Raw genomic sequence first — 12011 nt, forward strand, 5'->3', positions numbered from 1 at the left:
CTGAGGAGCTCGAAACACCATGCACATCAAGTGGAACGCCCTGGCCCAGACCGCAGGTGTCAGCTTCGGCGTCACCGTCGCCGTCGTCGCCGTCTTCGCACTCGGCATCCTGGCCCTCTCCCGCCGCGAGGCCTCGCTCACCGCGCAGCGCGAGGCGGCCGGACCGGGCGCCCCGGCGAACGGCGGCCGACTGGCCCTGGCCGGCGCCTACGCCTGCTTCGCCGTCTGCGGCGCGGCCGTCCTCTACGGGCTGTCGCTGATCGCGGGCAAGTAGCCGGACCGCGCGGCCCCGCACGAAACGGCCGGAGGGCCGGGAGTGGTGATCCACTCCCGGCCCTCCGGCCGTTTCGGTACCGGCGTCCGACGCCCCGACGGCGTGCCGGACACCCGCCCGGGCGTCGGGCGGACAACCGGCGGGGGGAGGGCCGTCGCGGGGACGACCGGCACGAGGACGACGGGCACGGGGACGACCCCGGGTGCCGGGCGGACACGTGCCAGGACCGCGGCCGCGCACCCGTACGACGCAGCGGACGCCCGCCCGGCGATCGGGCAGGCGTCCGCACGACCGGACGGGCATCCGTACGGAACCGGCGCCCGTCCCGGGATCAGTCCTGAGCGGTGCGCAGCACCGTCTCCCGCACGAACAGCACCGTGACGAAGGCCAGCAGCGCGAACGGCGCCGCGACCAGGAACACCACCCCGACCCCGTGCCCGAAGGCGTCGGTGACCAGCGGCACCAGCGGCGCGGGCAGCTTGTGCAGGTCCGGGATGCCGCCGCCGAGCGCGCCGCCGGGGACCGGGACGTGTGCGGCGGCCAGGTTCTCGGCGAGGTAGTGGCCGACCCGGTTGTTCATCAGCGCGCCGAGCGCGGAGACGCCCATCGCGCCGCCCATGGTGCGGAAGAAGGTGACCACCGAGCTGGCCGCGCCGAGCTCGGCGCGCGGCACGGTGTTCTGCACGGCGAGCACGAGGTTCTGCATGGTGAGGCCGAGACCGATGCCGGTGACCGCCATGTAGACCGAGAGCAGGCCGTAGGCCGTGTCGGCCCGGGCGGTGCCGAGCAGGGCGAACCCGACGGCGAGCAGCAGGGTGCCGGCGACCAGGTAGGCCTTCCAGCGGCCGTACTTGGTGATCAGCCGGCCCGCCACGGTGGAGGAGACGGCCAGGCCGAGGATCATCGGCAGGGTCATCAGGCCGGCCACCGTCGGGGACTTGTCCCGGGCGAGCTGGAAGTACTGGCTGAGGAACGTGGTGGCGCCGTACATCCCGATCCCGACCAGGACGCTGGCCAGCGCGGACAGGGTGACCGTCCGGTGCCGGAACAGGTGCGGCGGGATGATCGGCTCGGCGGCGCGGCGCTCGACCACCACGGCGAGGGCGCCGAGCAGCAGTCCGCCGCCGACCATGGCCGCGGTCTGCCAGGAGAGCCAGGCGTAGTTCTTGCCGGCCAGGGTGATCCAGATCATCAGCAGGCTGACCGCGCCGGTGATCACCAGGGCGCCCAGGTAGTCGATCCGGACCTTGCGTCGGACCACGGGCAGCTTCAGGGTCCGCTGCAGCACCAGGATGGCGGCCAGCGCGAACGGGATGCCGACGTAGAAGCACCAGCGCCAGCCGAGCCAGGAGGTGTCCACGATGACGCCGCCGATCAGCGGGCCGCCGATGGTGGCGAGGGCGAAGACGGCGCCGAAGTAGCCGCTGTACCGGCCGCGCTCGCGCGGCGGGACCATCGCGGCCAGGCAGATCTGGGCGAGCGCGGTGACACCGCCGGCGCCGATGCCCTGGAGCGCGCGGCAGGCGATCAGCTGGCCGGTGTTCTGGGAGAAGCCGGCCAGCGCGGAGGAGGCGATGTAGATCACCAGCGCGATCTGCAGCAGCAGCTTCTTGCTGGCGAGGTCGGAGAGCTTGCCCCAGATCGGGGTGGAGGCGGTGAGGGTGAGCAGGGTCGCGGTGATCACCCAGGTGTAGGCGGACTGCCCGCCGTGCAGGTCGGTGAGGATCCGGGGCAGCGCGTTGGAGACGACGGTCGACGAGAGCACGGCGACGAAGAGGCCGAGCAGCAGGCCGGAGAGCGCCTCCATCACCTGCCGGTGCGTCATCGGTTGGTCGGTGTCGGCGGCGGCTCCGGTCGTGGCGGTCGGGGTGGCGGTGGCGGTCATCGAGGTCCTTCGGGATAGTTGCCTGACACAACCATAGGCGTAGATGGTTGACTAGGGCAACATTCTTCAAGAACAAGTAAAGCCCGGACCGACCCTCGGCCCGGGCTCCCGGCAGACCGCTCGGACTTCCACGCACCCACGCACCCGCACACCGCACGTCCGCACACCCGCGCACCGGGGCGCTCAGGCGCTCAGGCGCTCGGCACGGCCGCCTCGCCCACCACGTCGTTGAAGCGGTGCAGCAGTTCGGCGAAGCGGACCACGTCCTCCTGCGACCAGTCGGCCATCAGCTCCCGCACCCGGCCCATCCGGGCGTCCCGGGCCGCCAGGAACCGCCGCCGACCGTCCTCGGTGAGCGACACCAGCGCCGAACGGCGGTCCAGCGGGTCCACTTCCCGGGCCAGCAGGCCCAGCTCCTCCAGCGCCCGGATCTGCCGGCTGACGGTCGCCTTGCCGACGGCGAAGTGCACCCCGACATCGGTCACCCGCACCGGCCCGGCCTGCTCGACATGGGCCAGCAGGCTGTACGCCATGCCCTCCAGCTGCGGATGGACCCGCCGGGACAGCTCCGCCACCCGGGCCCGGCCCCGCCGGAACAACACCCCGACCTCGCGCTCCACGGCCAGCAGGGGCTGCTCGTCGCGCTCCTCGTTCGGCACCTTCACCGCGCCAGTATCCCGCAGCCCGCCCGGGGCACTGCGGCGCGGGAGAAACACGGAGGAAACTAGTTCATGCTATTAAGTATCCGGTTTCCCCCGATACACAAGGAGATGTGCATGACCTCCGCCCCCGGGCAACAGGCAGGGCAGGAACCCACACCGGAGCCGGCGCGGGCATCGGCCCCGGAGCCGCGGAAGGGCTTCGCCGCCGAGCTGAAGGGCGCGGTCACCCCGCGCGCGGCGATGCTGGTCATCGGCGTGCTGCTGCTCCAGCTCGGCTTCGTCACCTCGTACGTGGGCGCCCTGCACCACCCCACCCCGCACGAGCTGTCGATCGCGGTGGTCGCCCCGCCGCAGGTCGCCCCCAAGTTCGTCCAGGGCCTGGAGTCCGTCCCGGACCAGGCCGTGAAGGCCGTCACCGCGCCGGACGCGGAGACCGCCACCGAGCAGATCAAGGACCAGAAGGTCTACGCCGCGCTGGTGGTGGACCCCGCCTCCACCGAAGACGTGCTGCTGGTCGCCAACGCGCGCGGCCCGTCCGCCGCCCGGGCCGCCGAGAGCATCGTCACCGGCCTGGAGAAGACCCAGGGCCGCACCGTGAAGGTCGAGGACGTGGTGCCGCTCGCCAAGGGCGACGCCAACGGCCTCTCCTCCTTCTACCTGGTGATCGGCTGGTGCGTCGGCGGCTACCTGGTCGCGTCCATCCTCGGCGTCAGCGCCGGGGCGAAGCCCGCCAACAGCAACCGGGCGGTGATCCGGCTCGGCACGCTGGCGCTCTACTCGGTCGCGGCCGGCATCGGCGGCACGATCATCGTCAAGTCGGTGCTGGACGCGCTGCCGGGACCGTTCTGGTCGATGTCCGCCGTCGGCGCGCTGGTGGTCTTCGCGGTGGGCGCGTTCACCATGGCGCTGCAGTGCCTGTTCGACATCATCGGCATCGGCGTCGCGGTGCTGCTCTTCGTGGTGCTCGGCAACCCCAGCGCGGGCGGAGTCTTCCCGCCGCCGCTGATGCCGCCGTTCTGGCGGGCGATCGGGGCCTGGTTCCCGAACGGCGCGGGCACCGACGCCACCCGCTCCGTCACCTACTTCGACGGCAGCGCGCTGACCCGGCCGCTGCTCGTCCTGCTCGCCTGGGCCCTGGCCGGGATCGCGGTGACCTTCGCCGCCGTCCTGCGCCGGCCCTCGCACCGCAGCCGCGAACTCGTCGAGAGCTGACCGCCGCCGGCCCTCAGGCCCCCGGCCGGCCCGGATCGGCGAGCACCGACCGGACCACGCCCGCCGCGGCCCCCAGCAGGGGGCCGCGGCGGCCCAGCCGGGAGACCGTCAGCCGCTCGTCCGCCCAGGGACGGACGGTCACCCGGGCGGCCAGCTCGGCCCGCATCGCGGGCAGCAGCCAGGGCGCCAGCTGCGCGTAGCCGCCGCCCAGCACCACCTCCGCCGGGTCCAGCAGATTGACCGCTCCCGCCACGGCGATCCCCAGCGCGGCCCCGGCCCCGGCGAGCGCCCGCCGCACCTCCTCGTCCCCGGCCCCGGCCCGCTCGGCGAGCAGCGCCACCCAGTCGCCCCGGACGCCCTCGAGACCGGCCGCGCGCAGCACCGCCGCCTCCCCCGCGTACTGCTCCAGACAGCCGTGCGCCCCGCAGGCGCAGCGCGGACCGTCCGGATGCACCGGGACGTGCCCCAGCTCGCCCGCGAAGCCGCGCGCGCCGCGCAGCAGCCGCCCCTCGACCACGACCGCCGCGCCGATCCCGGCCTCGGCGCAGACGTGCAGGAAGTCGGACGGTCCGCCACCGAGCCAGCGTTCGGCGAGCCCGCCCAGGTTGGCCTCGTTGTCGGCCCGCAGCGGCAGCTCGGCCAGCTCCCCGGCGCCGGCGGCGCGCAGCGCGAGCCGCAGCTCGGCGGCGAGCGGCACCTCCTCCCAGCCCAGGTTGGCGGCCCGCCGGAGCAGTGCGCCATCGATCCCGACCAGTCCGGGCACCGCCAGGGCCAGCCCGGCCGGGCGCGGTCCGGCCTCGGCGGCGGCGCGGCAGACGAGTTCGGCGAGGTCGGCCATGACGGCGGCGGGGCGCCGGCCCCGGTTGCGGACCTCCTGGCGGTGCCAGGCGCGGACCTCGCCGCGCAGGTCGACCACGCAGGCGCCCAGGTGCTCCACCCCGATCTCGGCGCCGAGGCCGCCGGGGCCGTCCGGGTTGAGTCCGAGCGCGGTGCCGGGGCGGCCGACCTTGCCGCTGGGTGCGGCCGGGCCCTCCTCGACCACCAGTCCGGCTCCGATCAGCTCCTCGGCGAGCGAGGAGACCGCGGCCCTGGTCAGCCCGGTTCCGGCGGCCACCTCGGCGCGCGAGCGCGGGGCGTGCGCGATCACACCGAGCACCAGCGCCAGATTGGCCCGGCGCATCCCCTGCTGGCTCGCGGGCCCGGTCGGGGCGCCGTCCGTCTCACGCATCACCCTCACCCGCTCCCGCCGCGGCTACTGCCCCTCCGAGCCTAGGGCCCCGACGCCCGCGGGGCTTCCCGCCCCGGCCTCCTCCACCCGGGTGAAGACCCAGCGCTGCATGGCCCAGAAGCGGAACAGCATCGCCACGAAGGTGCCCAGCACCATCCCGCTCAGGAAGTCGGCCAGCTCCTGGGTGAACGGGCTGACCCAGGGCTCGCGCAGGTCCAGCAGGTAGCGCGAGGCGATCAGCGGCAGGTCGTTCACCGCCACGGCCACGGCGCTCACCAGGACGAACAGCAGAGGCTCGCGCCGGCGCCAGGAGGAGCGGAAGGACCACCGCCGGTTGAGCAGGTAGGAGACGACGGTGCCGACCACGGTCGCCACGGTGAGCGCCAGCACCGGCTTCCTCGGCATGACGGTGAACCGCAGCGCGTAGTTGATCAGCACCGTCAGGGCGAAGCAGCCGCTGCCGACCAGGAGGAACTTCACCAGCCGCCGGTGCCGGACCAGGGCCGGACGGACCCGGCCCGGTACCCGGGCCAGGGCGCGCTGGGTGAGGGACGGCATCTTCGCAGTCTGGCACGGCGCACGGAGCCCGTCCCGTCCGGCGGACCGGGCGGGACGGGCTCCGTGCGGGGGGCCGGGACCGGGGCCGGGGAAGGGGCCCCGGCCCCGGCGGAGCGGGTCAGGCGACGGCGGCCAGCACCTCGGCGGGCTCCAGGGCCAGCCGCAGCACCTCCCGGACGTCGGCCACCGGGTGCACGGTGAGCCGCGCCAGCACCTCCGCCGGGACGTCGTCCAGATCGGCCTCGTTCCGCCTGGGGATGATCACCGTGGTGACCCCGGCCCGGTCGGCGGCGAGCAGCTTCTGCTTCACCCCGCCGATCGGCAGCACCCGCCCGGTCAGCGACACCTCACCGGTCATCGCCACGTCGGTGCGCACCTTGCGCCCGGAGAGCAGCGAGGCCAGCGCGGTGGTCATGGTGATGCCGGCGCTCGGCCCGTCCTTGGGGACGGCCCCGGCCGGGACGTGCAGGTGCACGCCGCGGTCGCGCAGCGAGGTGACCGGCAGTTCCAGCTCGGCCCCGCGCGAACGCAGGTAGGAGAGCGCGATGTGCGCGGACTCCTTCATGACGTCGCCCAGCTGGCCGGTCAGGGTCAGGCCGGTGCCGCCGGTCTCGGCGTCGGCGAGCGAGGCCTCGATGTAGAGGACGTCGCCGCCGGCCCCGGTGACCGCCAGGCCGGTCGCCACCCCGGGCACCGCGGTGCGGCGCTCGGCGGGCTCCTGGGCCGCCTCCGGCACGTGGTGCGGCCGGCCGATCAGGGCCCGCAGCTCCTGGGCGCCGATCGCGGCGGGCAGCTCCCGCTCCCCCAGCTCGGTCTGCGCGGCGACCTTGCGCAGCACCCGGGCGATCGCCCGTTCGAGGTTCCGGACGCCGGCCTCGCGGGTGTACTCGCCCGCCAGCTTCCGCAGCGCCGGCTCGTCGACCGCGACCTCCTCGTCCTTGAGCCCGGCCCGCTCCAGCTGGCGCGGGAGCAGGTGGTCGCGGGCGATGACGACCTTCTCGTCCTCGGTGTAGCCGTCCAGGCGGACCAGCTCCATCCGGTCGAGCAGCGGCTCGGGGATGGACTCCAGCACGTTGGCGGTGGCGAGGAAGACCACGTCGGAGAGGTCCAGCTCGACCTCCAGGTAGTGGTCCCGGAAGGTGTGGTTCTGCGCCGGGTCGAGCACCTCCAGCAGGGCGGCGGCCGGGTCGCCCCGGTAGTCCGAGCCGACCTTGTCGATCTCGTCGAGCAGCACGACCGGGTTCATCGAGCCGGCCTCCTTGAGGGCCCGGACCAGCCGGCCGGGCAGCGCGCCGACGTAGGTGCGCCGGTGACCGCGGATCTCCGCCTCGTCCCGGACGCCGCCGAGCGAGACCCGGACGAAGCTGCGGCCCATGGCACGGGCCACCGACTCTCCGAGCGAGGTCTTGCCGACCCCGGGCGGGCCGACCAGCGCGAGCACCGCGCCGCCCGCCCGCCGCCCGCCGCTCTTCGGGGCGACCGTCCCGACCCGGCCGTCCTGCTCGCCCGCGGCCGCCCGCCCCGCGGCCGCCTGCTCGGCCCGGCGCTTGCGGACGGCCAGGTACTCGACGATGCGGTCCTTCACGTCGGCCAGGCCGGCGTGGTCGGCGTCCAGCACCGCGCGGGCGCCGGCGATGTCGTAGCTGTCCTCGGTGCGCTCGTTCCAGGGCAGCTCCAGCACGGTGTCCAGCCAGGTGCGGATCCAGGAGCCCTCGGGCGACTGGTCGCTGGCCCGCTCCAGCTTGTCGACCTCCTTGAGGGCGGCCTCGCGGACCTTCTCCGGGAGGTCGGCGGCCTCGACCCGGGTGCGGTAGTCGTCCTCCTCGTCGGCCGGGTCGCCGTTCAGCTCGGCCAGCTCCTTGCGGACGGCCTCCAGCTGGCGGCGGAGCAGGAACTCCTTCTGCTGCTTGGCGACGCCCTCCTCGACGTCCTTGCGGATGGTGTCGTTGACCTCCTCCTCGGCGAGGTGGTCGCGGAGCAGGCCGAGCGCGTACTCCAGTCGCGCGACCTGGTCGGCCTCCAGCAACACCTTGAGCTTCTGCTCGGCGGTGACGAAGGGCGCGTAGCCGATGTTGTCGGCGAGTTCGCCGACGCCCTCGATCGCGGCCACCCGGTCGACGATCTGCCAGGCGCCGCGGCGGCGCAGCCACTGGGTGGAGAGGCTCTTGTACTCCTTGACCAGCTCGGCGGCCCGGCCGGCCACCGGGGTGCCGACGGAGGACTCGCGGAACGGCGTGGTCTCCACCCAGAGCGCGGCGCCCGGGCCGGTGGTGCCGACGCCGATCCGCACCCGGCGCACCGCGCGGACCAGCGCGGCCGGCTGCCCGATCCCGTTCGGGCCGTCGGCCAGTCGGCCGACCTGTTCGACGGTGGCGAGGGTGCCCGCCGCCGCGTAGGAGCCGTCCACCCTCGGGACCAGCAGCACCTGGGGCTTCCCGGCGGTGCCGGTGGCGGCGGCGCGCGCGGCCTCGACGGCGGCGCGGACCTCGGCGTCCTTGAGGTCCAGCGGGACGACCATGCCCGGCAGGACGACCTCGTCGTCGAGCGGCAGCACGGGCAGGGTGAGCGGTGTGGACGTCGATGCCATGATCTCTCCCCAGTCAGTGAACTTGAGTCGACCTGACTAAGGCTTGGCGGCCGCCGGATGTTCCCCTCCGCGTGTTCGCCGTGAGCGAACAGAACGGCGTCGGCGCGGCCCGTCGCGGGGCCGTCAAAAAGACCCGGTGGGCGGACCGGGAAGCGGTCCCACCGGACGGTCCGGGGAGCACCCGCCGCCGCGCGGACCGGCGAGCGGTCCCTCCCGGCGAGCGGGAGCGACTCCGGCGCGCGGACTCAGGAGCGGCCCGGCCACACGGGCCCGGGCGCGGCCCGGCGGGCCGGGGACGCGGGCGCCGGCCGGGAGGACAGCTCGGCGGGCAGGCCGAACGGGGCGCGGCGCGGCCGGTGCCCCTCCCAGCGGCGCAGCCACCGCCACAGCGCCACCCCGACCAGCAGCGCCACCGGATGCCCGACCCCGGTGACGAGGTCCCGGTCGGCGGCGATCTGGTCGGCGATCATCGCCACCGCCAGCGCGAGCGCGACCGCGCGCCCCGCCGGCCGGAGCAGCCCGGCCAGCCCGCCGAGGCTGGCGAGCACGCCGTAGCTGACACCGATGTCGAGGTAGTCCATGGCGGCCGGCTCCAGCCGCCCGCTCGCCACCGCGACGACGACCACGCCCTGGGAGAGCAGGGTGGCGGTGATGTGCCCGGCCGCGAACACGACGGCCGCCCGGCCGGGGCCGACCCGGCGCTCCAGCGGTGCGACGGTGAGGGCGAAGGCCCAGAGGTAGGGCATCCAGACCGGCCCGGCCACCCAGAAGCCGCTGAACAGCAGCGCACGCAGCGGGTGCTGCAGCAGGTTGTGCCCGTCCGAGCTGGACGCCTCCTGGAGCCGGAGCACGAGCTCCGGGTCGGCCAGCCCGGCGAAGGTGGTGGTGGCGCCGACCACGGCGAGGTAGCCGAGGGCGAAGGGATTGCGGCGCAGGGTCGGCACCCGGGCCAGGATCCAGTCGACCGCACCGGTCCGCAGACCGGCCCGGAGCATCCCGTAGGGCGGCCCGCCGCGCCCGGCGGGCACCTGCCGCTCCGTCATGCCGCCTCCGCTCCAACGCCCGCAGCCGTCACCCGCGCGTGTCCAACGTACCGGCGCGTACCGGAAATCCCACCCCCACGAATTTGTCGTGGCCACGGTACGTCCGGTGCCTGGGAGTCCGCTGGGAGAACGCCGTGAGGATCCGGGGTCCGCAGAGGTCCGCATTGGTCCAGACCTTCCCTCCCTTTCGGGACCGCTTTCCGCCCTGACCGGCGGCTTGGCGTCAACTCATGTGCATACGTACCGTTACGGAGTGAAAAAACGCCGGGTAAGGTATCGGCCCGTGCCCACTTCCCGGTGGGCCCGAAAGCCGGTCCGACAGTCCGGCCCGCGGGCCGGAAATGTCCGGTCCACCTGCCGGGAATCACCTGCGGTCCGTACGCTGCGAGGTGTACGGGAGACGGAGAGCGGCCCACGCCCTCGCCGTCGCCCGCGCACGCGACGGGACGGCGGACCCGGCACAGTCCACGACGGAACAAGACTACGAAGCGGAGCCTTCGCCATCCCCACAGGTGGCCGGCCCGCAGCCCTGGGGGCGGTGGCGTGACCGTGACAGAAATTCAGCAGGACAACCAGAACACCGGCGGCACGGTGAGCAGCCAGCGCAGAGTGCTGGTGGTGGAGGACGAACCCACGATCGCCGAGTCGATCGCGGCCCGGTTGGGCGCGGAGGGCTTCAAGGTGGCGGTGGCCCACGACGGCCCCGGCGCCGTCGACGGCTTCCACACCTGGCAGCCGGACCTCGTCGTCCTCGACATCATGCTGCCCGGCTTCGACGGCCTCGAGGTGTGCCGCCGGATCCAGGCCCAGCGCCCGGTGCCGGTCCTGATGCTCACCGCGCGGGACGACGAGACGGACCTGCTGGTCGGCCTCGGCGTCGGCGCCGACGACTACATGACCAAGCCCTTCTCCATGCGCGAACTGGCCGCCCGGGTCAACGTGCTGCTGCGCCGCGTCGAGCGCGCCCAGCAGGCCGCCCGGACGCCCGCGCTGGGCAGCCTGCGCTTCGGCGAGCTGGAGATCGACCACGTGCAGCGCCGGGTCCGGCTGGCCTCGGGCGACGTCCACCTGACGCCGACCGAGTTCGACCTGCTCGCCTGCCTGGCCGCCCAGCCGCGCGCCGTGCTCACCCGTGAGCAGCTGCTGGCCGAGGTCTGGGACTGGACGGACGCGTCCGGCACCCGCACCGTCGACAGCCACGTCAAGGCACTGCGCCGCAAGATCGGCGCCAGCTGGATCCGCACCGTGCACGGTGTCGGGTACGCGCTGGAGGCCCCGCTCTCGTAGCGGCACCACCCTCGGACACCGGGCCGCCGGGGGGCCCGCTGTCCCGAACCGCCGTGCGGCGGACCCATGCGGGGGACCACAGGACCAATGACCTTTCCACAGCAACGCAACGGGGACATCGACGGCGGTCGGCCGCCCACCCTGGCCGCCCGCGCCGCGAAACGGGTCTGGGCCGACATCCGGCCGCTCGACCCGGTCCGCTCCATCAAGGGCAAACTCGCCCTCCTGGTGATCGTCTCGGTCTTCCTGGCCACCGGCATGGTGGTCGTGGCGATCCGGTCCGAGACCCAGATCCGGATCATCATGATCTTCTCGATGATCGCCTCGCTGCTCTTCATGCAGTTCCTCGCGCACGGGCTGACCGCCCCGCTGCGCGACATGACCGCCGCCGCCCGCGCGATGGCCTCCGGCGACTACAGCCGCCGGGTCGAGGTGAACTCGCGGGACGAGATCGGCGAGCTCGCCGCGACCTTCAACCAGATGGCCTCCGACCTGGAGGCCGCCGACCGGCACCGGCGCGAGCTGGTCGCCAACGTCTCGCACGAGCTGCGCACGCCGATCGCCGCACTGCGGGCCGTGCTGGAGAACGTGGTCGACGGCGTCGTCCAGCCCAACCCGGCGACCCTGGGTGCCGCGCTGGAGCAGACCGAGCGGCTCGGCCGGCTGGTCACCCACCTGCTCGACCTCTCCAAGATCGACGACGGTGTGGTCGACCTGGACGCGCGCCCGTTCGAGGTGCGCGAGTTCCTGGACGGCGTGCTGCGCGGGGTCACCGTGGACGGCGCGACGGCCGGCGGGGCCTTCTCCCGGCGCGGCGACGTCCGGCTCGCCCTGGAGGTCAGCCCGGCCGGGCTGACCGGCGTCGCCGACACCGAACGGCTCCACCAGGTGGTGGCCAACCTGGTCGACAACGCCTGCAAGCACTCCCCGCCCGGCGGCACCGTGACGGTGCGGGCCAGGCCCGACGAGGGCCCCGGGGCCCTGCTGCTGGAGGTCGAGGACCAGGGTCCCGGCATCCCGGCGGCGGACCGGGCCAGGGTCTTCGAGCGGTTCGGCCGCAGCGGCACCGCGACCGCGGCCGGCCCCGGCGCCGACGGCGGGACCGGCCTCGGCCTGGCCATCGCCCGCTGGGCGGTGGACCTGCACGGCGGGCGGATCGAGGTGGCCGAGGCCGAGCGCGGCTGCCGGATCGAGGTCCGGCTGCCCGGCCCGCGCTGACGTCCGTCCGCGTCGTCGGTCCGACCCCGGACCGACGACGCGGACGGACGTCGGCAC

10 protein-coding genes are annotated in these 12011 nt (G+C 74.3%); 4 read left to right on the plus strand and 6 right to left on the minus strand.

What is annotated here, in order from left to right:
- Positions 1 to 19 precede the first annotated feature (19 nt).
- On the plus strand, positions 20 to 274 hold the full coding sequence (locus tag BLU95_RS15660) for a hypothetical protein (RefSeq protein WP_093860561.1): 255 nt from the start codon (positions 20 to 22) through the stop codon (positions 272 to 274).
- Positions 275 to 605: 331 nt separating this feature from the next.
- On the opposite strand, the gene BLU95_RS15665 is transcribed toward BLU95_RS15660, so the two are convergent.
- On the minus strand, positions 606 to 2159 hold the full coding sequence (locus BLU95_RS15665) for an MDR family MFS transporter (protein ID WP_231978582.1): 1554 nt from the start codon (positions 2157 to 2159) through the stop codon (positions 606 to 608).
- Positions 2160 to 2350: 191 nt separating this feature from the next.
- Positions 2351 to 2824 (minus strand): MarR family winged helix-turn-helix transcriptional regulator, encoded by a 474-nt coding sequence (locus tag BLU95_RS15670; protein WP_231978583.1) that lies wholly within the window; start codon positions 2822 to 2824, stop codon positions 2351 to 2353.
- A 111-nt stretch (positions 2825 to 2935) separates the two neighbouring features.
- Between BLU95_RS15670 and BLU95_RS15675 the strand changes: the two genes are divergently transcribed.
- Complete coding sequence (locus BLU95_RS15675) at positions 2936 to 4033, plus strand: ABC transporter permease (RefSeq protein WP_093860562.1); 1098 nt, start codon at positions 2936 to 2938, stop codon at positions 4031 to 4033.
- 13 nt (positions 4034 to 4046) lie between these two features.
- Here BLU95_RS15675 and BLU95_RS15680 read toward each other — a convergent pair whose 3' ends face one another.
- The 4 genes from BLU95_RS15680 to BLU95_RS15695 all read right to left on the minus strand — a co-directional run bounded on the left by BLU95_RS15680 (position 4047) and on the right by BLU95_RS15695 (position 9449).
- A complete protein-coding gene (locus BLU95_RS15680) occupies positions 4047 to 5261 on the minus strand; it encodes an ROK family transcriptional regulator (RefSeq protein WP_093860563.1) in 1215 nt (404 codons plus the stop codon).
- Positions 5262 to 5285: 24 nt separating this feature from the next.
- Positions 5286 to 5819: a GtrA family protein gene (locus BLU95_RS15685; RefSeq protein ID WP_093860564.1), complete on the minus strand. Its 534-nt coding sequence runs from the start codon at positions 5817 to 5819 to the stop codon at positions 5286 to 5288.
- Between the two features lie 118 nt (positions 5820 to 5937).
- Entirely contained in the window at positions 5938 to 8406 is a 2469-nt protein-coding gene (lon, locus tag BLU95_RS15690; RefSeq protein ID WP_093860565.1) for an endopeptidase La, read from the minus strand.
- Positions 8407 to 8651: 245 nt separating this feature from the next.
- A complete protein-coding gene (locus BLU95_RS15695; RefSeq protein ID WP_093860566.1) occupies positions 8652 to 9449 on the minus strand; it encodes a rhomboid-like protein in 798 nt (265 codons plus the stop codon).
- Positions 9450 to 9998: 549 nt separating this feature from the next.
- On the opposite strand from BLU95_RS15695, the gene BLU95_RS15700 reads away from it, so the two are divergent.
- Positions 9999 to 10736: a response regulator transcription factor gene (locus BLU95_RS15700; RefSeq protein ID WP_093864899.1), complete on the plus strand. Its 738-nt coding sequence runs from the start codon at positions 9999 to 10001 to the stop codon at positions 10734 to 10736.
- Positions 10737 to 10823: 87 nt separating this feature from the next.
- Positions 10824 to 11954 (plus strand): sensor histidine kinase, encoded by a 1131-nt coding sequence (locus BLU95_RS15705; RefSeq protein WP_093860567.1) that lies wholly within the window; start codon positions 10824 to 10826, stop codon positions 11952 to 11954.
- Positions 11955 to 12011 lie beyond the last annotated feature (57 nt).

Origin of the sequence: Streptomyces sp. TLI_053 (genome assembly GCF_900105395.1) — a bacterium.
In the GTDB taxonomy this organism is placed as follows: Bacteria; Actinomycetota; Actinomycetes; order Streptomycetales; family Streptomycetaceae; genus Kitasatospora.

Coding starts and splice junctions, on each gene's coding strand:
- BLU95_RS15660 (WP_093860561.1), top strand. CDS start 20: ATGCACATCAAGTGGAACGCCCTGGCCCAGACCGCAGGTGTCAGCTTC.
- BLU95_RS15665 (WP_231978582.1), bottom strand. CDS start 2,159: ATGACCGCCACCGCCACCCCGACCGCCACGACCGGAGCCGCCGCCGAC.
- BLU95_RS15675 (WP_093860562.1), top strand. CDS start 2,936: ATGACCTCCGCCCCCGGGCAACAGGCAGGGCAGGAACCCACACCGGAG.
- BLU95_RS15680 (WP_093860563.1), bottom strand. CDS start 5,261: ATGCGTGAGACGGACGGCGCCCCGACCGGGCCCGCGAGCCAGCAGGGG.
- BLU95_RS15685 (WP_093860564.1), bottom strand. CDS start 5,819: ATGCCGTCCCTCACCCAGCGCGCCCTGGCCCGGGTACCGGGCCGGGTC.
- lon (WP_093860565.1), bottom strand. CDS start 8,406: ATGGCATCGACGTCCACACCGCTCACCCTGCCCGTGCTGCCGCTCGAC.
- BLU95_RS15695 (WP_093860566.1), bottom strand. CDS start 9,449: ATGACGGAGCGGCAGGTGCCCGCCGGGCGCGGCGGGCCGCCCTACGGG.
- BLU95_RS15705 (WP_093860567.1), top strand. CDS start 10,824: ATGACCTTTCCACAGCAACGCAACGGGGACATCGACGGCGGTCGGCCG.